Genomic DNA, 25,693 nt, shown 5'->3' with positions numbered 1-25,693 from the left:
CTTTCTTTTCGGTTTGAATTCAGCCTGCGGCGCGTTCATCTCCGTCAGGGCGGAACCCTATCTCGTCCGAAGCCGCAAACCGACCTCCGCCAGCTTTCTCAATCTTGCCGTCGCGCAGCAGTTGCCCGAATGAGCGCAGGCTTTCCTCGCGATTAAAATCGTCCTGCTTGAGAGAACGGATCTTGTTCATCAGTTGCGGGCGCGAGAACTGTTCCTGTCCTTCGATGAACGACAGATAAGATGCCGCAGCTTCCAGCAGGTCCGGCAGAGATTGTGCGCCCTGTTCCTGCGCATAGTGCGCAAAGCCGCTTTCCTCGATCGGAAGACCTAGCGGTTTGGATTTTACACGGCGCGGAGAAATCGGCCCCATTTCATCCTCGTCTTTATTGTCGATGCGCTGTTCAGCAACCAGCTTGAGGGGAGCGGCAGGCTCTACCTTGGGACGGGCAGTTGTAACATTGCTTTCGGGGCGGCGCGGGCTGATCTGCTGAGCCTGATTACGGTTCAGCGCATCTGCACGATCAGCATTGGTTGCGGCCACTGCATTGCGCAGACGGGAATATGTCTCGCGCTGAGTGGCAGTCGCGGGATCATCCATCTGTTCGACCGCCTTTTCCATCAGGCGAGAAACGTCCTCGTCCAGGTTCGGTTCCTCAGGCAGAGGCTCGGATGCACGGGCGGACAACACGGCTTCGACGCTGGCGATTTCGTCAAGCAGAGTTTCCTCGTCTTCTTCGGTCAAATAGCCGGCAACCTCTTCAGGTTCGTCTGCGTCCGCCGAAATGTCTTCTGTCAGGATATTGTCGATTTCGTCGCTCTCGGCTTCGTCCGTCTCGGCACTCAGATCCGAAAACAAAACCTTTTCTGCCTCGACAGTGGACACATCGTCGGCGATGGGTGCGACATCAATTTCTGGCACGGCGGGGGTCTCTTGGGCCGGGCCTTCGATCTCTGCCTCTTCCGCGGCGGGTGGGGGCATGTCAATCTGAGGTTCGGGCTCAAATTCCTGAGCTGCTTCAACCTCTGCATCGGCCGCGGGGGATTCGACCAGATCTGTGGGGGTCAGAGTTCCGGCCTGAAAGGCAGCCGATACGGCATCAGTTGGGCCGGTTTCGGATTTCATCAGGGGCGAATCTTCATCCTCGGCGTAGATCACCGAGTTTTCTTCGCTATGAGAGACTACCGCCCGGATCCGTTGCAGCTTTGCGGCGATACTATCGGCGGCGGGTTCGGGTCGACCCTCAACCGGCTCGGCCTCTGCGATGGGCGCGGACTGTGAGGGGGCAGCGGTATAGGCTGGAGCACTCGGGGTACTGGGCGGGGTCATGGGCGCGGTAGAAAGGGACGGTGAAGCGGCACGGTCTTGCGCCCGCAGAAGCAATCCGTTTTCGCTCTGGCTGGCTTCGACTTTACGCGTCGCATCTCGCTGAGCAATGCGGGTCAGCATTTCGGCGTCTGGTTGCGGGGGTTCGGACCCAAAATACCTGTCATCCGCTGCAAGGTCGCGGAAGTATTCGGCAATCGACTTCATCGTTTCAAAAGAATCGTCAAATCCTTCCAAAGTGCACGAGAAGGTTCCGTAGGAAACTGTCAAAACCTTGTTATTCTGTACCATCAGACGTACGTCCTCTACAAACTACACGAGCCATCAGCCCGGTCGTGGGCAGAGCTATTGGCTCAGAACTTTGTCCATGAACCTATCATTTTGTGGTCTCAATGTGTCAAAACCCGGAAAAAATGATCAATCTCATGAAAAAGACGCGAATTGTACGTTCGAAAGAGTCAATCACGCTGGTTGGAAGCGGTCAAATTGGCCCTGAAGATTTGGATTTGGCGTTGATTCGCACAAAGTTGGCCGTCGCCGCGGATGGTGGGGCGGCAAGTTTGTTGGAAATTGGGCGTACTCCAGACGCTGTTATCGGTGATTTTGATTCGCTCGATTCGGATCACAAAGATCAGATTCCGCTGGATCGACTGTTTCCAATTAGCGAACAAAACAGCACGGATTTCGACAAGGCCCTGCGCAGTGTCGAGGCGCCGTTGGTGATTGGGGTCGGTTTTCTCGGGGGGCGTTTGGATCACCAGTTAGCAGCACTCAACGTCTTGGTTCGCAGGCAAGATCAGCCCTGTATTCTGATTGGCGAAAGTGAGATTATCTTTCACGCACCCCCCAAAATCTCGGTTTCTATGGCGCCTCGAGATGTCGTCTCATTGTTTCCATTGCAGCGTGTATCGGGGCAAAGCCGCGGCCTTGAATGGCCAATCGACGGTTTGGTGATGGAGCCGAACGGCGCTGTCGGAACGTCCAACCGCGCATTGGGCTCGGTTGAATTGCGTATGGATGGGCCGGGCCTTTTGGTAATGTTTCCCAGGGCGATGCTGGATCAGGTCATGCAGGCGCTTCTGTCGGGGCCGACCGGGCGCTGGCCCGCTCGCGCAGAATGACATAGAGGCCGGCAGCGATGGTGATGCAGATGCCCAAAGCGGCGACACCGTCGGGCAGGTCGTGAAAGATCAGCCAGCCAAACACCGTGGCGACCGGGATTTCGAGATACTGCATCGGGGCCAATGTTGCAGAGGGTGCATATCGCAGCGACCAGGTCATGAACAGATGTGCGACTGTGCCGAGAAGCCCGATTGCAAGCAAAAGCCAGACATCGCCCAAATTCGGAGCAATCAGGGACAGCTCCCAGATTCCGGCGGGTGTTCCCACCAACAGGGCAGGCAGTAGGATGACAGAAGCTATGACGCCTGACACGGCCTGAAGCGCAATGGGATCTGTAGCTTTTGCAATTTGCCGGGTCACGAGCATGAACAGGGCAAACACCACCGCGACGACAAGTGGAAGCAAAGCCGCATATCCGACCTCGGCAAAGCTGGGTTGAATGACAAGCAATGTACCACCAAAGCCCACAAGGCACGCAATCAGGCGTCGCTTGCCGACTTCTTCCTTTAGTACCAGTTTGCCAAGAAGCAACATGATAAACGGCATAACAAAGGCGATGGCCACAGCGTCGGCCAGCGGCAGGTATTGCAGGGCAGAGAACATCGCGGCGATGCCGACGATGTGCAGCAGGGTTCTTATGACAGCCAGGCGAAATATACGCCCCTGCATGCGCCAGGGCCTGCCAGTCCAGGCGACCAGCGGAACCAACAACATGGCTTGAATGGCAAACCGGACAAAGACCAGCATTCCAAGCGGCACGGTTTCACCCAGTAATTTGGCGACCGCATCCCCCAAGGGTGCAAGCGCACAAAAGCCAAGCATCAGCACGATGCCAAAAACGGGACGGTCCTGTGTCATGATGAGACGCTAGCGATTTGATTGAACCGGGGAAAGGCGAAAGCTAGGTTTCAGGCAAAGGCTGCATCTTGGTGTAGTCCGGGCCGATGCAGATCGGCAGCCCGTCATCCATTTGCAACCAGTCCAGCTTTTCCTCATGCGCGACATGCAGTGTTGGCTGCAACTGGTTGGGGTCCTTCAGAAGGGCCACGTAGAGGTGCATTATGCCGGACATGGACGCAGACCGGAATGAGATCGGCGAGCCGCAATCAGGACAAAAGCTGCGTTCTACGCCGGGTGAGGATGCGAATGTCTTTGGTGCCTGGCCGGTCCAGGTCAACTGTCCGTCGCGGACCCCGAAATAAGCTGTCATCGGGGCCGCGCATTGTCTGCGGCAACTGTCGCAGTGGCAGATCACACAGGACAGAACGGGCGAGTCCACCCGAAATGAAACCTTACCGCAAAGACAATGGCCTTCCATTTCGCTTCCCCGCGTTGCCTCAGCAATTCGGCACGTTCACCGCCAAACCGCCCAATGACGTTTCCTTGTATTTTTCATGCATGTCATGCCCTGTCTGACGCATGGTTTCGATGACGGCGTCTAGTGGTACGAAATGGTGACCATCTCCACGCAGGGCCAAAGAGGCTGCCGACACCGCCTTGATCGCACCCAGCCCGTTGCGTTCGATACAGGGTACTTGAACCAGCCCGGCGACAGGATCACAGGTCATGCCCAGATGATGCTCGAGCGCGATCTCAGCGGCATTTTCCACCTGTTCCGGCGTGCCGCCCATAACCGCGCACAGCCCGGCTGCAGCCATGGCTGCGGCGCTGCCGACTTCAGCCTGACACCCGGCCTCGGCGCCCGAGATCGAGGCGTTGTATTTGACCAGCCCGCCAATAGCGGCCGCAGTTAGCATGAAATCTTCGATGTGGTTCTCTGAAGCACCGGGTACATGGTCCAGATAATAGCGCATTACCGCTGGAAGAACCCCGGCAGCACCATTGGTGGGGGCGGTCACCACCTGACCGCCAGCTGCGTTTTCTTCGTTTACGGCCATGGCGTAAACGCTCATCCAGTCGTTGATCGTGTGGGGCGCGTTCAGGTTCATGCCACGCTCGGCCATCAACGCGTCATGGATGCCTTTGGCGCGACGGCGCACGTTCAAACCGCCTGGCAGAATACCGTCAGTGGTCAGACCGCGCTCGATACAGTCATTCATGACCTGCCAGAGGCGCGCAGTGCCTTTGGCAAAACTGTCTGCACAGCCGCGCGCGATCTCGTTGGCGCGCTTCATCTCGGCGATGCTTTTGCCGCTGGTTTTGGCCATGTCCAACATCTCGACCGCCGATTTGAAAGGAAAGGGCACCGGTGCGCCTTCATCTGTTGCCTTGCCTTGGGCCAGTTCTTCCTCGGTCAGAACAAAGCCGCCACCGATCGAGTAATAGACCTGCCGCAGGATCACGTCGCCCTGTGCGTCCGTGGCCATCAGGACCATACCGTTAGCATGGCCCGGCAGATTGTTTTCATAGTCGAAAACCAGATCGGCCTTGGGATCGAACTGCAGCGTGGGCAATCCTTCGGGGGTCACGCTGTGGGTCTCACTTATGCCAGCCAGTGCGGCCTCGGCCCGTTCGTGATCATATGTGTCGGGCACAAATCCGGCCAGGCCCAGGATCGTGGCGCGATCGGTTGCGTGGCCGACACCGGTAAAGGCTAGCGACCCGTGCAGCGACCCGCGCAGCCCTGAAAATTCGAACGGAGAGGCGCGCATCATGTCCAGAAACCGCGCGGCAGCAACCATTGGTCCCATCGTATGGGACGAGGACGGGCCAATGCCCACTTTGAACATATCGAAGACAGACAGAAACATATCAGGTAGCAAAGCCTTCCGGTGGGTTAGCATAGGTTGGTGAGGTAAAGGGTGTAACCCCTAAACCCTCGGCCGCGATTGCGGCACGTGTGGCGGGGCGCGTCTCCAACTGCATCAGCATTCGCTGCAGATGCGGCGTGTCAGCAATCTGAAACCAGCTGCGATCAGCCTTCGCAGGATAGAGCGCCATCCAGCGCATCTGACAGGCCAGATAATAACTCAGGACCGATGGTATGTCCGGGCTCAGCCAGGAAGGCGCGCTTTTCGCAACATCGTCAAGAAGGCGCAAGTGCTGGCGCAAACGAGGGCGGATACCGGCGCGCAAAGGATTGACCTGCGCTGCGTCTATATATTTTTCGGCATAAAACAGAATTCGCAGATCAGCGTGCAGCGTATTGGAGGCAAAGAACAGCCACTTCAGAAACGCGGCGCGGTTGCTGTCCATGGGGGTAGGGGCCAGCCGGCCATGCGTATCCGCCAGCCACAACAAGATAGCAGCGGTTTCGAAGATCGGCCCCTGTGGTGTTTCCAATACCGGGATCAGCCCATTGGGGTTCAGCGCGCGATATTCCGGGCTGTCCTGTGCGCTTTGGCGGCGGTCTACCAGAACCGTTTCATAGGGCAGGCACATCTCTTCCAGCGCCAGCCGGATGACCAGCGAAGCATTGTCCGGGGCATAGTGTAGGCGGTAAGGCGTGTTCATGCGAACTATGTATACCTCACGTATGTTTTCAACAGACCTGATTGCGACGTTTCCCATAGGAAACGCGTAGTTTCGCGACATGTTGGTCTACCGATCCGGACAATTCTCTCTCGCAGTTGTCGTAGGCATTCCGTATAAGTTCCGCAGCAAATTAGGGGGATGCTGAAATGGCCGGTGATCTGTCGCCCATCGACACTGCAAAATACGTCGCAGCACGCCGTGCGGCTGACATGGTGCAGAATGGGATGCGAGTCGGCCTGGGAACCGGATCGACCGCTGCATGGATGGTGCGTCGGTTGGGGGAACGGGTCAGAGAAGAAGGTCTGGCGATCAAGGGTGTTCCGACATCGACCCGGACGGCCCAACTGGCCCGTGAACTGGGCATTGAGGTTGTTTCCCTGGATCAGGCGGGATGGCTGGACATCACTATCGACGGTGCGGACGAATTCGACAGAGAGCTTAATCTGATCAAGGGCGGCGGCGGCGCGCACCTGCAGGAAAAGATCGTAGCCACGGCCAGCGACCAGATGGTGGTCATCGCCGATGCCGGCAAAGAGGTCGAGACTCTGGGTGCCTTCCCATTGCCGGTCGAGGTGATCCCCTTTGGCTGGCAGACCACACGCACCCTGATCGAAGAGGTGCTGGATACCATGGATGTTCTCGGTACCCGCTCGGCGCTTCGCATGAACGGAGAAGCGCCGTTTGTCACGGATGAAGGCAATCACGTGCTGGACCTGCATTTGCAACGGATCGGAAACCCAAGGCAGATGGCGCTGGTGCTGAACCAGGTACCCGGCGTGGTCGAGAACGGGTTGTTCATCGACATTTGCGACAAGGTCGTGATCGGTTATGGAGATGGCCGGGTCGAACTGCGCGACATCAACGAGGGAACGGTGGAACTGGACGAGTTGTTCGATGGCGGCAAAGACAACCTGTTCACGGATTTGGCGGATTAGCGCGTGTCGGCGATAGAATTCTATGAAAGTTCCACAGCTTGGAAGAAGCGGCTGTTTTACAGAGTGGTTTTCGCCGGGTTTTTCTTTGGCGTTTTTATCTTATTGCTTCCTACCGTGCTGCGGTATGAACGGTCGAACTATGTGCTGATGACTTATATGATCTTTTTCATAGGCGCGATCATCAGCATATCTCTTGTCCTGAGATCAGATCGTAAACTGATCACGCTCGACGACAAAGCGATTGGTTTCAGATTGGAATATGTCGTTCACGGGATTTTTCAACAAGAGTCTGCATGGGTCGATGTTGCGTGGAAGGATATCCGCTATTTCGATTTCCCTTCGGGTGGAAAGTTGAACCCCAAAGACGCAGTGTACATCAGCTACAATGACGACAAAGGTCGGGTTCGGAACTGTATTCTACTAATTGCTGGTCTGAGGCGGTCCGATCTCGAGGCGTTTGTGAAATCGCTACGTCGTTTCTGGCCGGACATTGACCGCCAATGGCAGGAGCAGCTTGCCGATCGCAAACAAGAGATTGCAACTCTTGACGTAAACCATATTTGAAGGTTGCGGAGATTCATCCCAATCAGAGAGGGTACGGGACCTACTATGAGCTTTGACTATGATCTTTTCGTCATCGGAGGCGGCTCGGGCGGGGTCCGGGCGGCGCGTGTGGCGGCTGGCGAAAACGGGGCCAAAGTGGCGTTGGCGGAAGAGGATCGCTATGGCGGGACCTGCGTGATCCGCGGATGTGTCCCCAAAAAGCTGATGGTTTTTGCCAGCGAATTCTCTGGCATGGTCGAAGATGCGCAGGCCTATGGCTGGGACGTCAAACCCGGTGCATTTGACTGGGATTTCTTTCGCGGCAAACTCCATGCCGAGCTGGACCGGCTGGAAGGCATCTATCGCAACATCCTGAAAAACAACGGCGTCGAAAGCTTTGATCAGCGTGCACACGTGGTGGACGCACATACCGTCGAGCTGGCCGATGGCACCCGCATGACGGCCAAGCATATTCTGGTCGCCACAGGCGGACGCCCTGTTGTACCCGAGTTTCCGGGCTCGGACCTGGCGATCACCTCGAACGAGATTTTCCATCTGGAAAAACTGCCCGAAAGCATCCTGATCGTTGGTGGCGGTTATATCGCCAGCGAGTTTGCAGGAATCATGAACGGCATGGGCGTGAAAACCACCCAGTTCTACCGCGGTGCGCAAATCCTTCGGGGTTTTGACGAAGAAGCGCGCGGTCTGATCAGCGAAGAGATGTGCCAGAACGGGATTGATCTGCATCTGGGCACCAATGTGCTTGAGATGGCCAAAGACGGTGACAAGATTCGCGTAAAGGCCACCAATGGCACGGAACTGCTGTTTGACGTGGTCATGTATGCCACTGGTCGCGCGCCCAATGCCGACAATCTGGGGCTTGAGGCCATCGGCGTTGAACGCGGCCGCAAGGGTGAGATCATCGTGGATGATTACAGCCAGACAGGCGTGCCCTCGATCTATGCCATTGGGGATGTGACGGACCGGGTTAACCTAACCCCGGTTGCGATCCGCGAGGGGATGGCTTTTGTCGAAACCGTGTTCAAAGGCAACCCGACACCTGTGGATCACGACCTGATTCCAACTGCGATTTTCACGCAGCCGGAATTCGGCACGGTCGGGTTGAGCGAAGAAGACGCTGCAGCCCAAGAGCCGGTCGAGATCTATGCAACCTCGTTCAAGCCGATGCAAAAGGCATTCGCAGGTGGCACGCAGCGGGTTTTGATGAAACTGATCGTCTCTCAGGCCACGCGTAAGGTACTGGGCTGTCACATTGTGGCACCGGGCGCCGGAGAGATGATTCAACTGGCTGGCATTGCCGTCAAAATGGGTGCAACCAAAGAAGATTTCGACCGCACCGTTGCAGTTCATCCGGTCATGGCGGAAGAACTGGTAACAATGCGTCATCCTGTGCGTACGGCTTGATTTGCAACCGCGCGCACACAAGTTACAAGGGAACCCGTGATCACACGGTTCAACACAAGGGAATAGATAAAAATGGCGGGCAACAGCGGCGGCCCCTGGGGGGGCGGAGGCTCTTCTGGCGGCGGAGGAAATCGGGGTGATAACGGGGACGGGCGCAAGCCCCCTGAAAACGAGGGCCCGCAGATTCCCGAGATCGACGAGCTGATGAAAAAAGGCCAGGAACAGCTGCGCGTCCTGATGGGCGGCGGCGGTGGCGGCCGTGGCAGCAATGGTTCGGGCGGTGGCGGGGGTGGTCCCATCTTTACCAAAGGGACTATTGCCATTGGGTTGGTGGTGGGTGCAGTCCTTTGGGGTGCCGCCAGCTTTTATACGGTAAAGCCGGAAGAACAGTCGGTAGAGCTGTTTTTGGGTGAATTTTCAAACGTTGGAAATCCCGGTCTGAACTTTGCGCCTTGGCCGTTTGTAACTGCCGAGGTCATTCCTGTGACCCGCGAGCAGAACGAAGACATGGGCGGAGCCCGTGGTAGCGATGATGGCTTGATGCTGACAGGCGACGAAAATGTTGTCGATATCGACTATCAGGTGGTCTGGAACATCAATGACCCGGCCAAGTATCTGTTCAATTTGCGCGACCCGCGCCAGACGATCCGCGCCGTGTCGGAATCGGCCATGCGCGAGATCATTGCACAAAGCGAGCTGGCACCGATCCTGAACCGAGATCGGGGTGTGATTGCTGATCGCTTGCAGGAATTGATTCAGTCGACGATGGACAGCTATGATTCCGGCGTGAACATTGTGCGTGTCAACTTTGACAAAGCCGACCCGCCACAGGACGTAATCGCGGCCTTCCGCGATGTTCAGGCCGCCGCACAAGAACGTGACCGTCTGCAGAACGTCGCCGACGCCTATGCCAATAAGGTACTGGCCGAAGCACGTGGTGAAGCCGCGCAAGTTGTGGAAGAGGCCGAAGGATATCGCGCCCAGCAGATCAACAGCGCACAAGGTGAAGCCAGCCGCTTTAGCGCGGTTCTGGAAGAATACTCCAAAGCGCCGGATGTAACGCGCAAACGTTTGTATCTGGAGCGGATGGAGCAGATTCTGGGTGATGTCGACAAGATCATACTGGACGAAAACTCGGCCGGTCAGGGACAGGGCATTGTGCCGTATCTGCCGCTGAACGAACTGCGCCGCAATCAATCCGGGGAGAGCAACTGATGCGTAAGTCACCCATTATCCTCATCCTTGTGGTGATCCTTGGCGTCGCTGGGCTGTCTTCGATCTTTATCGTTGATGAACGCGAGCGTGCGCTGGTTCTGCAATTCGGCCGTGTGGTCGCGGTGAAAGAAGATCCCGGTCTGGCGTTCAAAATTCCACTTATTCAGGAAGTTGTCCGTTATGACGACCGTATCCTGTCCATCGACGTTCAACCGCTTGAAGTGACGCCGTTGGATGATCGGCGTCTGGTCGTCGATGCCTTCGCCCGCTACCGGATTTCCGATCTGAACCAGTTCCGCCAGGCGGTTGGTGTCGGTGGTATCCCGGTTGCCGAGGATCGTCTGGACCGCATCTTGCGCGCTGAAACCCGCGAAGTTCTGGGTTCAGTTTCGTCTCGTGACATCCTGAGCTCGGACCGGGCTGCGCTGATGCTGCGTATCCGCAATAGTGCGATTGCCGAGGCACGTGCGCTGGGTGTGACCGTCATTGACGTGCGCCTGAAAGCGACCGATCTGCCGCAGGCCAACCTCGAAGCGACGTTTGACCGGATGAAGGCCGAGCGGGAGCGCGAAGCAACGGACGAACGTGCCCGTGGTAATGAGGCGGCACAGCGCGTACGTGCCCAGGCCGACAGGACCGTTGTCGAACTGGTGTCGGATGCGCGGCGTGAGGCTGAGATCATTCGCGGTGAGGCTGACGCCGAACGCAATGCGATCTTTGCCGAAGCTTACGGTGCGGACCCGGAATTCTTTGAATTCTATCGTTCGCTGACCGCCTATCAGAATGCATTGCAGGGCGGTAACAGCTCGATGGTATTGAGCCCGGATTCCGAGTTCTTCAACTATCTCAAATCACCCACCGGCCGGGGCCAATCGGCGGGGCAGGCGTCTGAATAATGGGTATGATCCTTCTGGCCTTTGGGCTGGTGTTGATTGTCGAGGGGCTGGCCTATGCGCTGGCCCCTTCGCTTATTGAACGTATGCTAGAGGCGCTGCGGTCGATGCCAGAGCAGGCACGTCGGCTTGCAGGATTGTTATGTGTGGTGGGAGGTCTCGTGTTGCTATGGGGTGCATATCAGGTCGGGTTTTGAACAACGGCTACACTTCATGGTGATTTCCCCGCGATCCTCAGTTGCGGGCAAGGACAAACCAGCTACATTGGATATCAAGAAGGGCCGCCTGCGGGTGATCCAGATAGTGTTGACGACAAGGAGTTCCCACGTGCAGTCACAAGCGCGCAGTATATCCGTCCGGCGGGACGACGTTGTTGGTTTCATGCGGTTGATGTGGCTGGCCTTTGCCGGGATGCTGCTTGTATTGGCGCAGTCAGTGGCCGCACAGGCGCGGGGCGAAAGCCTGGCTCCGCTGGCCGACAAGATCAGCCCAGCGGTGGTCAACATCACCACTTCGACACTGATCGAGGGACAGACCGGCCCGCAGGGGATCGTTCCCGAGGGCTCTCCGTTCGAAGATTTCTTTCGCGAGTTTCAAGACCGTAACGGGGAAGATGACAACCGCCCGCGCCGCAGCAATTCGCTGGGCTCGGGGTTTGTGATATCCGAGGATGGTTTCATCGTTACCAACAACCACGTTATTGCCGAGGCTGATGAGATACTGGTCGAATTCTTCCCGGGCGACGGTCAACCGAAGAAAGAACTGCCTGCGAAAGTGATCGGTACGGATGAAAAAACCGATATCGCCCTTTTGAAGGTCGAAGCCACCGGGCCGCTGAAATATGTCAAGTTCGGCGATAGTGACATTGCGCGCGTTGGCGACTGGGTGATTGCGATGGGCAACCCGCTGGGGCAAGGGTTTTCGGTTTCGGCGGGAATCGTCTCGGCGCGGAACCGCGCGCTCAGCGGATCTTATGACGACTATATCCAGACCGATGCTGCGATTAACCGGGGGAACTCGGGCGGGCCGCTGTTCAATATGGATGGCGAGGTGATCGGCGTGAATACGGCGATCCTGTCGCCGAATGGCGGTTCGATCGGGATTGGCTTCTCGATGGCCTCGAATGTGGTGGTCAAGGTTGTCGACCAGCTGCGCGAGTTCGGCGAGACCCGCCGCGGTTGGCTGGGTGTCCGCATTCAGGACGTGACCGAGGATATGGCCGAGGCGATGGGCCTGGACAAGCCGGGTGGTGCGCTGATCAGCGATGTACCCGAGGGCCCGGCCAAAGAGGCAGGCCTGTTGGCGGGCGATGTGATCCTCAGCTTTGATGGTGTCGAGGTCGATGACACCCGTGGATTGGTACGTCAGGTTGGTGAGACAACGGTTGGCAAGTCGGTCCGTGTGGTGGTGCATCGGGATGGCAGCACGCAGACAGTGCTTGTGACTCTGGGCCGTCGCGAAGATGCCGAGCGGGCCGAAAGCGAAGAGGGTGAAGCCGAAGAAGCTCCGGTTGAGGAGAATGCCGATATTCTGGGGCTGACGATATCGCCCGTGACTGAAGCCCTGCGTGCTGATCTGGGGCTGGAGCCGGATACCGAGGGGCTGGTTGTGACCGAAGTGGACGAGGCGTCAGAAGCCTATGCCAAGGGTTTGCGCGCCGGTGATCTGATCACCGAGGCTGGCCAGCAGAAGGTCACTGCGATTTCTGATCTCGAGGACCGGATGGAAGAAGCCCGGACGGCCGGGCGGAAGTCACTGCTGCTTTTGGTGCGGCGCGGTGGAGATCCACGCTTTGTCGCGCTGAGCCTTGAAGAATGATCTCTTAGGTTGAACAAACAGAAAGGCCAGGGCACCTGCTCTAGCCTTTTTTCTGTGCTGAAAAAAGATGAGCCACACGCCGGGGAAGGCGTATGGCTCTGGTACAGGGAGAGGTCAGTGGACAGATATCGGGGATGATTCTCTGACCTCCTACGGTAACAGTTCCTAACGTAATCTTAATGCGATCCGTCGTATGTGAAGCAGGTCACAACAGGTCAAATGAGGTCGGAATCCGCCAGTTCCCGCAGTGCCTCAAAATCATGGATCATCAGGCCGCCCCGCGAAGCTTCGACAACCTTGTCGCGTTTCCAGGTTGAAATTGTCTTTGAGACAGCTTCGCGCGTGGCACCAACGAATTCGGCCAGCTCGCTTTGGGACAGGGTAATGCGAGTGGTTGGATCGTCTTGAAGGTTGGACAGATGCAGCAGTTTGCGCGCAAGCCGGATAGGCATCGGCAAAAAGACCTGTTCATTCAGTTGCGACCCCATCCACCGCATGCGCAAACCGGCCAGTCGGATCATATCCACCGCAAGGTCAGGATGTTGGCGGATCTGGTTCATGACATCGGACCTACGCACACGCAGCACCCGAGAGGCCTCGGCCGCGGCCACGGTTGCGGTACGGGGGCCATTGTCGAACAAGCCGATTTCACCAAAGACCTCGCCAGGCTTCATCAATGTCAACGAGAGTTTTCGACCGCTCATCGCCAAGAAGGACACCTCTAGCGTGCCGGCAAGAATGGCATAGAGGGCATCCCCTTCATCCCCTTGTTCGAAAAGGATATCACCAGGTTCGAGAGAAATCTCTGTCGCCTGTGCCGAGAGCATTGATCTCAGCCGGTCTGAAGCTTCGGATAGAAAGCCACTATTTGGGAAAGCCGTCATTTGGTGTGGTGCTCCGGCGGGAAAAGGTGAGTGGTGACACAACTTTTCATAGCCCAAGCGTTTAGCCAAGGATTTTGTTAGGTTTTAGGGCTCCCGCGCTTCACGGAAAAGTCATCCGAAGGGCGGTTGAGGATTTAGCCGTCATTGATGATCGGGATCATCCATATAGCTTTGCAACAGGCTGAACTGCAGCATGAGGAACGCCATAAGGGCAATGGGGAATCCGAAGGTCTCAATCTTGACCCACAGGTCAGTCGACATCGTGCGCCACACGAATTCATTTGCGACGGCCAGAACAGCAAAACACGTACACAGACGACGGGTCAGGATCATCCAGCCTTCGTGTTTCATGGGCAGCATCTCGTCCAGAACATAGGCAAGATAGGATTTCTTTTGCAGCAGCCCGATCCCCAGGATCAGCGCAAACAGGCCATAGACGAGCGTGGTTTTCATCTTGAAGAACCGCTCGTCATTGAACCAGGCGGTCAAGCCGCCAAAGAAAATGACCATGAAAGCTGTGAATATCTGCATCCGGCTTAGCTTGCCGGTCAGGTACCACAGGATGCCCATTGCCCCCAGCATCAGAGGCACAAAAATGATCGTGGCAATGATAAAGCCGGAATACTCGATGCCGCCGATCATAAAGCTGTCATCGCGCAAGCGCAGGTAGATGAAGAAAAAGGCTAGCGGAGGCCCCAGTTCCAGCACCTGTTTCAGAAATGGATTTATGTCGGTCTTGCCTGTCATGTCTTTTGTCCTGCTGCTTACCCGCCCATTTCAACTATTACGGCGCCGAGTGCAATCAATGCCATCAGCGCGATCCGCCTTGGGCCGACGGTTTCTTTCAGAACCAGCCAGCCGATCAGGGCGGCAAAGACGGTGGAGGTTTCCCGCAGAACGGCGGCTTCGCCGACCTTGTCCAACCGCGTGGCCAGCATGATGGCCCCGAAAGATAGAGGGGCGATGATCCCGCCGGCGATGCCGCGCAGCGCCAAGGGTCCCAAGGCCGGGCGATGGGCCATCGCGCGCCAGCGAAAGAACGCATAGATCGGCATCGTCGCCCCGTCGATCATGAAGAACCAGGCCAGAAAGGAGAACGGATCGGCCGTCGCGCGAATGCCATAGGCGTCATAGGTGGTGTAGAGCGCCACAAACAACCCAGTTGCCAGCGCCAGGGCCAAAGCGATCCCAAGCGTTTCGCGGTTGGTTTCAAGAAACCGCAAATTATAGGCCGCCAGCCCGAATATCCCCGCTAGCAAGACCGCGACACCAAACCATTGCGTGGCAGAGAAGGTCTCGCCAAACAAAAGATAGGCGCCGAAAACGGTGAACAGCGGCCCGGTGCCGCGCACAACAGGATAGACCACTGTATAAGAGCCTTTGGTATAGGCCATTGCCTGCAGTATCTTGTAAGCGATGTGGATCAGCCAGACGGTGGCGAAGATTGGCCACATATAGGGTTCGGGCCAGGGCACTACAAAAAACGCGAAAGGTGCAGCCAGAAGACAGTAGCTGGCGTCTATGGCCCCGCGGGACAGCCACGGGTCGTGACGGCCCTTTTGTAATGCTCCGAACACCGCGTGCAAGAAGGCGGCCATCAGCGCGAGCCCAAGGGCAAGGTCATGGCCCTTGGGCGTGCCTTCCAGAGAGATGAGCCAGTCGCTCAAGACATCGACCTTTCGCGGGTGGAGAGGGTGGGGGGCTGTCTGCCCCTCACCCCCCCGAAGATATTTTTAGCCAGTTGAAGTTCGGATCAGCGTTGATCGAGGCCGGTTAGAGCAGCGGCGAATTCTTCGGGATCGAAAGGGGCGAGATCGTCGATCTGTTCTCCGACGCCGATTGCGTGAATGGGCAGGCCGAACTTGTCGGCCAGTGCCACCAGCACGCCGCCTTTTGCGGTGCCGTCCAGCTTGGTCATCACCAGGCCGGAGACATCGGCCAGTTTTTGAAAAGTATCAACCTGGCTGAGTGCATTCTGACCGGTGGTGGCGTCCAAAACCAAAAGGGTATTGTGCGGTGCGGTTTCGTCGACTTTGCGGATCACCCGGACGATCTTGGCCAATTCCTCCATCAGGTCGGCACGATTTTGCAGACGACCGGCGGTGTCGATCATCAACAGATCGGCGCCATCCTCTTGTGCGCGGGTCAACGCGTCGAAGGCCAGGGAGGCGGGGTCCGAGCCTTCGGGGGCTGTCAGGACCGGAACGCCTGCGCGGTCGCCCCAGACCTGCAGCTGTTCTACGGCGGCTGCGCGGAAGGTGTCTCCAGCTGCGATCACTACGTTCTTGCCGGCAGCCCTGAACTGGCTGGCTAGTTTGCCGATCGTGGTGGTCTTGCCCGATCCGTTGACGCCAACGACCAGTACCACCTGTGGGCGTTTGGAATAGAGCGGCATGGGCTTTGCAACGGGTTCCATAACCCGGGCGACTTCCTGCGCCAGAAGCTGCTTGATCTCTTGTGTCGAAAGTTTGCGGCCATAACGGCCCTCGGCCATATTGGCGGTGACGCGCAGCGCTGTGTCCACACCCATGTCGGATGCAATCAACAGCTCTTCAAGCTGTTCCAGCATGTCGTCATCCAGCGTGCGGCGAACTGTTGTCTCGGTCTCGGCGCGCCCGAAAAGCCGCCCGAGCATGGATTTGGACGGAGCAGACTCGGCTGTAGTGGCCACCGGTTTGGCAACTGCCTGTTCCGGTGCCATGTCCGGTTGCGCGACTTCGGGTTCCGGTTCGGAATGCGGCGCTGGTGGGATTGGATCCGGTGCAGTTGTTTCCTCGCCCCCATCTTCAACGATGGCATCCAACCCCTGTTCAAGGCGGGATGAGGATTTGAACAGCTTGTCCTTGAGCTTTGAGAATAGCGCCATTTTTGGTCTCCGCAGGTGTTCCTCTCACCTAATGCGGAATTGCAGCAGTTGCAAAGGGTCAGAGGAAGGCGATCAGAAGACCGGCTTGCGCCCCCCAATACAATACCCAAACCAGATAGGAGGTGAAACGGCGGCTGGGATGGTCCGCTGGCAGAAGAAACTTCTCAGTCGCCAGGATCAGGTCGGACGCGATAAAGGACAACGCCGCAGGTAAAGCCCAACGCAGCGCGCCTGTCGCGGGCAGGGCCAGGACCGTGATACCCATGCCCAGAATGATCGGAATATACCCGAGAACGGGCCATTTCAGGTCTCCGGCACGCGGCGGTAATAGGGTGACAACGACAATACCGAGGAGGATCAAAGACCAGAAATATCCGGGCTTCTCCAGAATAAGCGCGGCGTCGCTGGCCGAATGGGACAAGAACAGCCCGATATAGGCCAGATGACCAGTTGCAAAGGCACCGATCCCGGCCATGAAGGTGGCATCACTTTCCCGGGACAGAAGGGCGTCCCCCAGCGCACAGAATGCCAGCGCAAGGATCAACAGAAATGGAGCGCCACTTTGGGCGGCAATGACCGCCAGAACTGCGACGGATAAGGTCTTTAGGATTGACCGAACAGCGCCAGCGCCACGCGAGGTCAATGGCAGGTAAGCCAGAGCGCAAGCTGTCGCAATCAGAAAGAGGGCATTGGTCATAGAGTTATCTCCGCAGCATGTACTGAACACTTTCGCAGCGCATAACCGCAAAACTCAATCGGTGACGTGAAGGCACCCGGTTGGAATGAAAAGGGAATTGGCCTAGCGGCCTGCCATCTGACAGAATGAACCCATGCTGAAACGAATTGCGATTCTGTTGTCGTTGGCTGCCCCGGCGGTTTGTGCCGACACATCCCTGTCCGGCGCCGAATTTGACCGCTATACGCTGGGAAAAACCCTGTTCTATGGCTTTGAAGGCAGGATTTATGGGGTCGAGCGTTATCTGCCGGATCGCCGCGTGATTTGGTCTTTTCTGGATGGGAACTGCAAAGAAGGGCTCTGGTACGAGCAGGAAGGACAGATCTGTTTCGTCTATGAAGACCGGCATGACCCGCAATGCTGGGTATTCACCGAATCTGGCGGCGGTCTGATCGCTCAGTTCGAGGGAAATCCTGAGATGACCGAACTATATGAGAACGAAGACACAGACGCCGAGATGGTCTGTTACGGTCCTGAAGTCGGTGTCTAGCCTGTGCAGGGGTCAGAACAACGACCCCTGATCCGGCGCATCCTTTTTCGGCGGCTTTTTCGAAGTTGACGGTGACGCGGTAGACGGGCCGGTCTTCAATTCGCCATCTGCAAATTCAATGTCAAAGGATTGGTGCTTTGCCGCCTGTTTACGAGTCGTCAGCACCTGTCCTTCGGCGCGTACGACCGCATATCCACGTTGCAGCGTTGCCTTGTAGCTTAGCGTTTCCCGCAGCCGGTCTGCGGTTTCCAGGGATTGACGCATCCGGTCCAGACGCGCGGCTTGCGCTGTACTCAAGCGTTCGGCTAGGCGGTTGATGTTTTGCCGTTGGCTGTCGATTTCGCGCTGGATCGGCCGGACAGACAGGCGCGACGAAAGGCTGCGCAGTGTTTCCTGTCGGGTTCCGACCAGTGAGCGTAATGTGGACGGGCGCAGATGGGCGGACAGTTTCACAACTTGAAGGCGGCGGTTTTGTACGCCGCGCTCAAGTGCTGGTGTCAGTCGGTCCGCAATTAAATCAAGGCGTTGTCGCGGGTTGTTCAACAAGCTATCCGGGCGTGGTAATGCGCGGGATAAATCCCGCAACCGTTGCGACCGTCTTTGCACAGCGTCCGTGGCTGCACGGGACAGGCGGGCGCCTTGCTCTCCGGTCCAGGCCAGAAGTTCCATGCGGACAGGCACCGCAAGTTCGGCTGCGGCTGTGGGGGTTGGGGCCCTGCGGTCCGACACAAAATCAATCAGGGTCGTGTCGGTCTCGTGCCCAACGGCCGAGATCACCGGGATCTCTGATGCCGCCGTAGCGCGGGCCACGATCTCTTCGTTGAACCCCCAGAGGTCCTCGATTGACCCGCCACCACGGGCGACGATGATCAGGTCCGGTCGTGGCAGCGCACCGCCAGGAGTCAGTTGGTTGAAACCAGTAATCGCGTTCGCCACCTCAGGCGCGCAATTCGAACCTTGCACGGCGACAGGCCAGATCAACACTTTGCGCGGAAATCGGTCACGCAACCGGTGCAGGATATCGCGGATCACCGCGCCCGAGGGTGAAGTCACCACGCCGATGATCTGAGGAAGATAGGGCAGAGGCTTTTTACGCTCGGGTGCGAACAGGCCCTCGGATTCCAACTGTTTCTTTCGCTTTTCAAGCAGGGCCATCAGAGCACCCTGTCCGGCCACCGAAACCTCATCCACGTTCAGATTGTATTTGGACTGCGCTCCAAAAGCGGTCAGGCGGCCTGTGACGACCACTTCCAGACCTTCCTCGGGAACCACGGACAGGGCAGCAACCTGGCCTTTCCAAGTGGTGCAGGCCAGTACGTTCTTGTCGTCCTTGATGTCATAGTACAGATGACCAGATCTGGCTTTGAACACGCGACCGACTTCACCCCGAACACGGATTCGGCCGAAACTGCCTTCCAGCGTCCGCTTCACCTCGCCCGAGATGTCGGAAACAGTGTATTCTGGGGTATTTTGGCCGGGAATGGGGTCGTCAAGCAGGTCGGACATTTCAGCGCCTTGTGTCAAATGCCCGGCCAGCTTAGAACGCGCGGAAGGCAAGGCCAAGCAGATCGGAGAGCAGTCATGAACATCCTCATTCTCGGCAGTGGTGGGCGCGAACACAGCCTGGCCTGGGCGGTGATGCAAAACCCGAAATGCGACCGCCTGATTGTGGCGCCGGGCAATGCCGGGATCGCCCAGATTGCCGAATGTGCAGCGCTGGATATCGAAAACGGCGGTGAGGTGGTCAGGTTTGCGGATGAGAACGCGATCGACTTTGTGATCGTCGGCCCCGAGGCGCCATTGGCTGCGGGGGTTGCGGATCGTTTGCGCGAGGCCGGTGTCCTGGTTTTTGGCCCCTCGGCCGCGGCTGCACGTCTCGAGGCGTCCAAGAGCTTTACTAAAGAGATCTGCGACGCCGCCAATGCTCCAACCGCAGGATACGCCCGGTTTACCGAGGCCGAGCCAGCCAAAGCCTATATCAAAAAGAAGGGCGCACCTATCGTCGTCAAGGCTGATGGCTTGGCCGCGGGCAAGGGTGTGATCGTTGCGATGGACGAAGCGACGGCCTTGGATGCGATCGATGACATGTTTGGCGGAGCCTTTGGTGGTGCCGGTGCCGAAGTTGTGGTCGAAGAGTTCATGGAAGGTGAAGAGGCATCTCTGTTCGTGCTATGCGACGGGGAAAGCATCCTGTCCATTGGCACGGCGCAAGACCATAAACGGGTAGGCGAGGGCGATACCGGTCTGAACACCGGCGGCATGGGCGCGTATTCTCCGGCTCCTGTGTTAAGCGCTGTAATCGAAGAGCGTGCGATGAACGAGATCGTGCGCCCCACCATGGCAGAGATGAAGCGGCGCGGAACGCCGTTTCAGGGCGTTCTTTATGTTGGTTTGATGATCAAGGACGGCCAGCCACGGTTGGTTGAATATAACGTGCGTTTCGGCGACCCGGAATGTCAGGTGCTGATGATGCGCCTGGGCGCGCAGGCGATGGACCTGATGCACGCCGCAGCAGAAGGCCGGTTGGCCGAGGCGCGTGTAAACTGGGCGGATGATCACGCCTTGACGGTAGTCATGGCCGCAAATGGTTATCCAGGCTCTTACCAAAAAGGCAGCGTGATCAAAGGGCTGGATGACGTATCTGAAGATAGCGGTAATATGGTGTTTCACGCAGGAACCAAAGAATCCGACGGTCAGATCGTCTCTAGTGGTGGCCGGGTATTGAATGTCACCGCACGCGGCCAGAACCTGCAGGAAGCGCGTGACCGCGCCTATGAGCTGATCGACGGGATCAACTGGCCAGAGGGGTTCTTTCGCCGGGATATCGGATGGCGGGCGCTTTAATCGCGACGGCTCCCGCGCCCAGCCACTGCATCAGAGATGCAGCGTCAATGGACTTGGGCCGGGCAGCCCTCTGACGCGGGCTGCAGTCAGGGCGAGGGTACGCAGTTAAGCGCAGAGGTCATTGCTTTCGGGCTAAAGGGGGCGACCAGATGCTGCACCCAGCCATTGTCAAAGCGGATGCTGACAATTTCGCGCCAGTCCGCAGACGCGACAACCAGTTCCGGGCCATTGCCACAGTCGCGCAGACCCCCTGTGATGAAATCTTCGCCGATCCGATGATTTGTCAGCCTTGGTAGAGCGGCAATCTGGATTAATTCGCCGTCGACAAAGCGCCAAATGCGCAATGTCTTGGCCAGATGAGGGCGGTCGATATAGGCGATCTCGATATTGCCATCCCCATCCAGATCCGCCGCCCCGACCGGAGCAAGCCATCGAAAGCGGGTACCGATATGCGGAGTTGCGGCGATTTTGTCCCCTCTGGCATCATAGATGGCCAACTGAGCGCCCGCTTGATCCTGAGATTCAACGACAATGGCCTCGGGGGTCCCGTCCTGATCCACGTCCACAAGCCGTGGAGCGAGATCTTCAAATACGCGATCAGATGGAAGACGGATGGTCACGTTTCCGCTTTGGGTAGTCAGCTCTAACGCGCCATATTCGATGTTATCACCCAGAACTCCGTGGGCGTAACGTGTTGTCGGCTCGGTGAAACGAGCGGCTGAGACGGTCTCCGCCAGTGCCAGCGGGATATGGCTCGTCAGCCAGAAGCACAACGTCAGCGCTGCGCCGCGGGCCTGACCCTGCCAAGTTCGGTAGGGTAGGCGCGGCGCTTTGCGCGGCATCAGATCTGTTTTTCCGGCATCTGGACGATCAGGCCATCCATCTCGTCTGTGACTTTGATCTGGCAGGTCAGGCGCGAACGGGCAGGGTCGGGCTCATAGGCAAAGTCCAGCATGTCTTCTTCCATGTCATCCTTGCCGGGAATTTTCTCAACCCAGTCGGGGTGGATATAGACATGGCAGGTCGAACAGGCACAGGCGCCGCCGCAATCCGCTTCGATACCGGGAATGTTGTTGTCACGGGCTCCTTCCATGACGGTTAGTCCGTTGGCGACCTCGACAGTGTGCTCGGTACCGCCATGCTCGACATAAGTGATCTTTGCCATTGCGTGCGTCTTCCTCTTGCGATGTTAGATCCTTCCTTAGTCAAGGCATTTAGGTGTTTCCAGCCTCATTTGCGACTCGATGTGCCGCGTCTGGGAATTCTCGGCCTTTGTTCCCCTCCCGTTCTTCTGCTCGCTGTATTTTTACCCGCAGCTACTGACTGGATTTGGCGTAGCCTGTCAGCGGCTGCCCGCTGTGAGGTCGAGGGTCAATAATACGCCGATTGCCAAGGTCATGAGGTTTTGCCGGAAAGCGAATTGAACGCCAAGGGTTCTGCCCATGCAAATAGCCGAGACCATCGGCGCTGGGGTAAGGGTGGGATGCCACTGCGCAGGACGGCCAGTCTCAGGGCGTTTGGGCTACGTAACAATGCCTGATAAACTTGCAACGCACCGGGGCGTGTGTAGCTGGACCAATGGCTGAACCTGCGTCTGGAGGCATGGATCGCAAAGGCGTGATGCTCCAGATGATTCAGCGTGTCCGGGCAATCCAGTTGCAGCGTGATAGCATTCGGGGCGGTCAAGCCGCTGCCTATGCTGCGATCGCCTTGTTCAGGCGGAGGGATCAGGCATTCGTAAAGAAAATCAAACAGATCATTTTCGCGGCTCGTAATATTAATGAATTCCGCCCGTCTACCCGCCGGAGTGGCCAGCGCTCTTAACGCGCGACTCTGATAGGCGGCTCCGGTCAACGAGATGATGCGGTTTAGGGATCCGGGTCGGATGTGATGCAGGGCTTCAAGCGCCAATTCGGTCCCCATCGAGTGGCCAATAAAGTGGATCGGACGTCGCGGGTTCAGATGGTGCAGTTCCCGGATCAATTCGGCCAGAACACGTCCGGCCTCGTGCGCCCGGCGGAGGGCACCCCAAAACGATCCCCGTGCATTCCAGCCAAAGGCAATGCCCAGCCCTTCGGTTTGCAAACCAGTGCCAAAACCAAGTTGCCGCGGCCAGCTGCAGAAAGATGTTGGCGAGGATGTCCGGGGCAGGGACAAGAAATGTTGGTGCGGGCAGGCCTTGGCCCGGCCTGGCCGGAATCTGTACCCATGTGACATGAGGATGACCGGGCCTTGGATGTGCCGGGTCTGACATAGCAGGCTGAAGGGGGACTGTGGGCTGTTGTGCAGCGTAAGCGTGTCGCCGGTCGCGTTGATCCGGATTATTGGCATTCTCACAGCCTCATACAAGATGTTGTGGCGGCAATATCCCAACAGCCTATGCCCCCTAAGTGAAGGGATTGTTACAGCTGCGCGACGTTGCGGGGGGCGGGGTTGACGATACTGCAGCCGCGGCGTAATTCAGCATCACCACGTGGCGATTTGTTACCGGATTGCGGGCCACGCTAAACAACACCGCTAAAAGGTCAGGATGAAAGACCCCTTTCGCTTGGCCGCGTCTGGGGTTTTTTGTTTACGTCCCTCAAGGGGCTGAAAGGAATGACATGAGCGAGAGCTGGAACAAGCGCACACAAGCCGTCCATGGCGGCACCCGCCGCAGCCAATACAACGAAGTGAGCGAGGCGATCTTTCTGACCCAGGGATTTGTCTATGATACGGCCGAGCAGGCCGAGGCGCGGTTCATCGAAACCGGCCCTGATGAGTTCATTTACGCTCGTTATGGCAACCCGACAGTTTCGATGTTTGAACAGCGTATCGCGGCTCTGGAAGGGGGCGAAGACGCTTTTGCCACCGCCTCTGGAATGGCTGCGGTGAATGCGGCACTGACTTCGATGTTGCAAGCCGGTGACCACGTTGTTTCTGCCAAGGCTCTGTTCGGGTCGTGCCTGTATATTCTGGAAAACGTGCTGACCCGGTTCGGGGTTGAAGTGACCTTTGTGGACGGTACCGATCTTGACGCATGGGAGGCTGCGATCCGCCCGGACACCAAAGCGGTTTTCTTCGAATCCATGTCCAACCCGACGCTTGAGGTCATCGACATCTCAGCCGTTTCCCTTCTGGCCCATGCGGTTGGTGCAACGGTCATCGTGGACAATGTGTTCTCGACCCCAGTTTTCTCGCGCGCGATCGCTCAGGGGGCTGACGTGGTTGTCTACTCGGCAACCAAGCATATTGACGGGCAGGGCCGCGCCCTGGGTGGTGTCATCATCGGCACCAAAGAGTTCATCCGTGGTACGGTCGAGCCCTATATGAAACACACCGGAGGCGCGCTTAGCCCCTTCAACGCGTGGATCATGCTGAAAGGGCTTGAGACCATGGCCTTGCGGGTCAACGCACAGGCCGAAACCGCCCAGAGGATTGCCGAGGCGCTAGAGGGCCATCCGGCGTTGGAGCGGACGCTTTACCCCGGTCTGAAGTCTCATGCGCAGAATGATCTGATACAAACGCAGCTTGGCGGCAAAGGCGGGACAGTGCTGTCGTTGGATATCAAGGGCGGAAAAGAGGCGGCATTTTTCTTCCTTAACGCCCTGACGATTCCGGTGATTTCGAACAATCTGGGCGATGCCAAGTCGATTGCGACCCACCCGGCAACCACCACACATCAAAGATTGAGTGACGACCAAAAAGTTGAGCTGGGCATTGCTCCGGGCCTCATCCGGTTCTCGGTAGGTTTGGAAGACGCCGATGATCTTCTTGCCGATATCAAGCGCGCATTGGACGTTTCTCAGCAATAGGGGTGTCTGCTGGACTGTTAGGCATAGTTCGAAAACGGTTTGTGACTTGTGCGCATGATGCGCCCATCACGAAGTTTCGATCCGGGCTGTGTTTCGGCGCGTATACCATTAGACTGGAAATCGCGTCGAACATATATATAGTCCGGCGACCAACCCGAGGAGCCCTGATCGATGAACGTGTATCCCCGTGACATTGATGACGCCCCCAACAATGATGAGGCCGCGGCAGCGTTGAAAACCCTGCGGAAATGGGCCGAGAACGCGACCGAGGCAGATATCGGTCAGCTTGATCCTGCTGTCGCGCGGCTTGTGCCGGGGCTCCTGCCGGTCAACTACCCATCCCTGTCGCGGCATTACCCCGAGGGGTTTGCTGTGGATGAGGCCTACCGCGCGTCGTTGCCTGACCTTCAGAATGGACCTTCCAGCCTGATCCGTGGGGCAAAGCAACAGATTCAACATGTTGGCATATCGAATTTCCGCCTGCCGATCCGGTTTCACCGCAAGCACGGCGACGACCTGACGCTGGAGACCTCAGTGACTGGCACTGTCAGCCTTGATGCGGAAAAGAAGGGCATCAACATGTCCCGTATCATGCGTTCGTTCTACAAACATGCTGAGCGCACGTTCAGCTTTGAGGTGATCGAGGCTGCGCTGAACGACTATATGACCGATCTGGACAGCTTTGACGCACGTATCCAGATGCGGTTCTCCTACCCGGACAGGACTCAAAGCCTGCGTTCGGGTCTGGAAGGCTATCAATATTACGATATCGCGCTGGAACTGGTCGAACAGAATGGCGTGCGCCAAAAGATCATGCATCTGGATTATGTGTATTCCTCGACGTGCCCATGTTCTCTGGAGCTCAGCGAGCATGCGCGGTCTACACGAGGGCAACTGGCGACGCCGCATTCGCAGCGCTCGGTTGCGCGGATATCGGTTGCGGTCGATTGCGATGCCGATTGCCTCTGGTTCGAAGATCTGATTGCGCTGTGTCGCAGGGCGGTGCCGACCGAGACGCAGGTCATGGTCAAACGTGAAGATGAGCAGGCCTTTGCCGAGCTGAACGCCGCAAACCCGATTTTTGTCGAAGACGCGGCACGCCTGTTTTGTGCCGAACTTTTGGCCGACCATCATATCGGCGATTTCCGCGTGATCGCCAGCCATCAAGAAAGCCTGCACAGCCATGATGCCGTTTCTGTTCTGACTGAGGGCCCGACCTTTATGTCCTCTAGCCTGGATCCGAGACTGTTTACGACATTGTTTCACGTCGGATAGGCGCTAAACTTTTGTAAAACCTTGATTAAGTGCCGATGCGGTGAAATTTCGCCGCATTGCAGCGATAAATGCTGCAAGCGCGAAGTTCTTGCTG

General features: G+C 57.4%; 26 protein-coding genes and 1 riboswitch. Of the genes, 12 read left to right on the top strand and 14 right to left on the bottom strand.

Annotated elements, in window-relative coordinates; genetic code table 11:
• Positions 1–19: 19 nt before the first annotated feature.
• Positions 20–1,615 carry a hypothetical protein gene (locus AC2FLG_RS02760; protein WP_496704897.1) on the bottom strand — a complete coding sequence of 532 codons (1,596 nt, stop codon included), beginning with the start codon at positions 1,613–1,615 and terminating at the stop codon, positions 20–22.
• Between the two features lie 134 nt (positions 1,616–1,749).
• Between AC2FLG_RS02760 and AC2FLG_RS02755 the strand changes: the two genes are divergently transcribed.
• A complete protein-coding gene (locus AC2FLG_RS02755; protein WP_496704896.1) occupies positions 1,750–2,445 on the top strand; it encodes a thiamine diphosphokinase in 696 nt (231 codons plus the stop codon).
• On the opposite strand, the gene AC2FLG_RS02750 is transcribed toward AC2FLG_RS02755, so the two are convergent.
• From AC2FLG_RS02750 to AC2FLG_RS02735, 4 genes are read right to left on the bottom strand one after another with little or no spacing between them, the layout of a single operon-like run.
• Positions 2,390–3,304 (bottom strand): DMT family transporter, encoded by a 915-nt coding sequence (locus tag AC2FLG_RS02750; protein WP_496704894.1) that lies wholly within the window; start codon positions 3,302–3,304, stop codon positions 2,390–2,392. The genes AC2FLG_RS02755 and AC2FLG_RS02750 overlap by 56 nt on opposite strands.
• A 43-nt stretch (positions 3,305–3,347) precedes the next feature.
• Entirely contained in the window at positions 3,348–3,764 is a 417-nt protein-coding gene (locus AC2FLG_RS02745; RefSeq protein WP_496693317.1) for a GFA family protein, read from the bottom strand.
• 19 nt (positions 3,765–3,783) lie between these two features.
• The gene (locus tag AC2FLG_RS02740) at positions 3,784–5,157 is read right to left on the bottom strand and encodes an L-serine ammonia-lyase (RefSeq protein ID WP_496678195.1); all 1,374 of its coding nucleotides are present in this window, start codon (positions 5,155–5,157) and stop codon (positions 3,784–3,786) included.
• A 1-nt stretch (position 5,158) separates the two neighbouring features.
• A complete protein-coding gene (locus AC2FLG_RS02735) occupies positions 5,159–5,860 on the bottom strand; it encodes a glutathione S-transferase family protein (protein WP_142634580.1) in 702 nt (233 codons plus the stop codon).
• Positions 5,861–6,027: 167 nt separating this feature from the next.
• On the opposite strand from AC2FLG_RS02735, the gene rpiA reads away from it, so the two are divergent.
• The 7 genes from rpiA (at position 6,028) to AC2FLG_RS02700 (ending at position 12,710) form a co-directional block, all read left to right on the top strand.
• Complete coding sequence (gene rpiA / locus AC2FLG_RS02730) at positions 6,028–6,816, top strand: ribose-5-phosphate isomerase RpiA (protein WP_271946345.1); 789 nt, start codon at positions 6,028–6,030, stop codon at positions 6,814–6,816.
• A 3-nt stretch (positions 6,817–6,819) separates the two neighbouring features.
• The gene (locus AC2FLG_RS02725; RefSeq protein WP_496704892.1) at positions 6,820–7,380 is read left to right on the top strand and encodes a hypothetical protein; all 561 of its coding nucleotides are present in this window, start codon (positions 6,820–6,822) and stop codon (positions 7,378–7,380) included.
• Between the two features lie 45 nt (positions 7,381–7,425).
• Entirely contained in the window at positions 7,426–8,784 is a 1,359-nt protein-coding gene (gene gor / locus AC2FLG_RS02720) for a glutathione-disulfide reductase (RefSeq protein ID WP_496704891.1), read from the top strand.
• Between the two features lie 72 nt (positions 8,785–8,856).
• Positions 8,857–9,999, top strand: coding sequence for an FtsH protease activity modulator HflK (gene hflK / locus AC2FLG_RS02715; RefSeq protein ID WP_271946353.1), 1,143 nt, complete (start codon positions 8,857–8,859; stop codon positions 9,997–9,999).
• On the top strand, positions 9,999–10,895 hold the full coding sequence (gene hflC, locus AC2FLG_RS02710; protein ID WP_142634570.1) for a protease modulator HflC: 897 nt from the start codon (positions 9,999–10,001) through the stop codon (positions 10,893–10,895). The genes hflK and hflC overlap by 1 nt, the downstream gene beginning before the upstream one ends.
• Positions 10,895–11,089, top strand: coding sequence for a DUF2065 domain-containing protein (locus AC2FLG_RS02705; protein ID WP_496695008.1), 195 nt, complete (start codon positions 10,895–10,897; stop codon positions 11,087–11,089). The genes hflC and AC2FLG_RS02705 overlap by 1 nt, the downstream gene beginning before the upstream one ends.
• Before the next feature lie 130 nt (positions 11,090–11,219).
• Entirely contained in the window at positions 11,220–12,710 is a 1,491-nt protein-coding gene (locus AC2FLG_RS02700) for a Do family serine endopeptidase (protein ID WP_496690773.1), read from the top strand.
• Positions 12,711–12,925: 215 nt separating this feature from the next.
• On the opposite strand, the gene AC2FLG_RS02695 is transcribed toward AC2FLG_RS02700, so the two are convergent.
• From AC2FLG_RS02695 to AC2FLG_RS02675, 5 genes are all read right to left on the bottom strand, one after another.
• Positions 12,926–13,594 (bottom strand): Crp/Fnr family transcriptional regulator, encoded by a 669-nt coding sequence (locus tag AC2FLG_RS02695; protein WP_142634564.1) that lies wholly within the window; start codon positions 13,592–13,594, stop codon positions 12,926–12,928.
• Between the two features lie 141 nt (positions 13,595–13,735).
• Positions 13,736–14,341, bottom strand: coding sequence for an inner membrane-spanning protein YciB (locus tag AC2FLG_RS02690; RefSeq protein ID WP_281972307.1), 606 nt, complete (start codon positions 14,339–14,341; stop codon positions 13,736–13,738).
• 17 nt (positions 14,342–14,358) lie between these two features.
• On the bottom strand, positions 14,359–15,261 hold the full coding sequence (locus tag AC2FLG_RS02685; RefSeq protein ID WP_496704888.1) for an EamA family transporter: 903 nt from the start codon (positions 15,259–15,261) through the stop codon (positions 14,359–14,361).
• Between the two features lie 86 nt (positions 15,262–15,347).
• On the bottom strand, positions 15,348–16,460 hold the full coding sequence (gene ftsY / locus AC2FLG_RS02680) for a signal recognition particle-docking protein FtsY (RefSeq protein ID WP_496690770.1): 1,113 nt from the start codon (positions 16,458–16,460) through the stop codon (positions 15,348–15,350).
• A 58-nt stretch (positions 16,461–16,518) separates the two neighbouring features.
• Positions 16,519–17,157, bottom strand: coding sequence for a lysoplasmalogenase family protein (locus tag AC2FLG_RS02675; RefSeq protein ID WP_496690769.1), 639 nt, complete (start codon positions 17,155–17,157; stop codon positions 16,519–16,521).
• A gap of 133 nt (positions 17,158–17,290) precedes the next feature.
• Here AC2FLG_RS02675 and AC2FLG_RS02670 point away from each other — a divergent pair, with 133 nt between their 5' ends.
• Positions 17,291–17,686, top strand: coding sequence for a hypothetical protein (locus tag AC2FLG_RS02670; RefSeq protein WP_496690768.1), 396 nt, complete (start codon positions 17,291–17,293; stop codon positions 17,684–17,686).
• 12 nt (positions 17,687–17,698) lie between these two features.
• Here the strand turns inward: AC2FLG_RS02670 and xseA are convergent, their stop codons facing one another.
• On the bottom strand, positions 17,699–19,192 hold the full coding sequence (xseA, locus tag AC2FLG_RS02665) for an exodeoxyribonuclease VII large subunit (protein ID WP_496704887.1): 1,494 nt from the start codon (positions 19,190–19,192) through the stop codon (positions 17,699–17,701).
• Between the two features lie 75 nt (positions 19,193–19,267).
• Here xseA and purD point away from each other — a divergent pair, with 75 nt between their 5' ends.
• Positions 19,268–20,530, top strand: coding sequence for a phosphoribosylamine--glycine ligase (gene purD, locus AC2FLG_RS02660; protein WP_496704886.1), 1,263 nt, complete (start codon positions 19,268–19,270; stop codon positions 20,528–20,530).
• 86 nt (positions 20,531–20,616) lie between these two features.
• On the opposite strand, the gene AC2FLG_RS02655 is transcribed toward purD, so the two are convergent.
• The 3 genes from AC2FLG_RS02655 to AC2FLG_RS02645 all read right to left on the bottom strand — a co-directional run bounded on the left by AC2FLG_RS02655 (position 20,617) and on the right by AC2FLG_RS02645 (position 22,861).
• Positions 20,617–21,372 (bottom strand): FG-GAP repeat domain-containing protein, encoded by a 756-nt coding sequence (locus tag AC2FLG_RS02655; protein WP_496704884.1) that lies wholly within the window; start codon positions 21,370–21,372, stop codon positions 20,617–20,619.
• The gene (locus AC2FLG_RS02650) at positions 21,372–21,695 is read right to left on the bottom strand and encodes a 2Fe-2S iron-sulfur cluster-binding protein (protein WP_142634548.1); all 324 of its coding nucleotides are present in this window, start codon (positions 21,693–21,695) and stop codon (positions 21,372–21,374) included. Before AC2FLG_RS02650 ends, AC2FLG_RS02655 begins: the two co-directional genes overlap by 1 nt.
• 230 nt (positions 21,696–21,925) lie before the next feature.
• A complete protein-coding gene (locus tag AC2FLG_RS02645) occupies positions 21,926–22,861 on the bottom strand; it encodes an alpha/beta hydrolase (protein WP_496704882.1) in 936 nt (311 codons plus the stop codon).
• Positions 22,862–22,993: 132 nt separating this feature from the next.
• Positions 22,994–23,071: riboswitch (SAM riboswitch) on the top strand.
• 62 nt (positions 23,072–23,133) lie between these two features.
• Between AC2FLG_RS02645 and metZ the strand changes: the two genes are divergently transcribed.
• On the top strand, positions 23,134–24,324 hold the full coding sequence (metZ, locus tag AC2FLG_RS02640) for an O-succinylhomoserine sulfhydrylase (protein ID WP_496678172.1): 1,191 nt from the start codon (positions 23,134–23,136) through the stop codon (positions 24,322–24,324).
• 171 nt (positions 24,325–24,495) lie between these two features.
• On the top strand, positions 24,496–25,599 hold the full coding sequence (gene folE2, locus AC2FLG_RS02635) for a GTP cyclohydrolase FolE2 (protein ID WP_496704880.1): 1,104 nt from the start codon (positions 24,496–24,498) through the stop codon (positions 25,597–25,599).
• Positions 25,600–25,693: the final 94 nt, after the last annotated feature.

The organism is Ruegeria sp. CDSA193, from assembly GCF_059611885.1.
The sequence above is the reverse complement of the archived record's forward strand: the minus strand, read 5'-3'. Positions and strand labels throughout refer to the sequence as shown.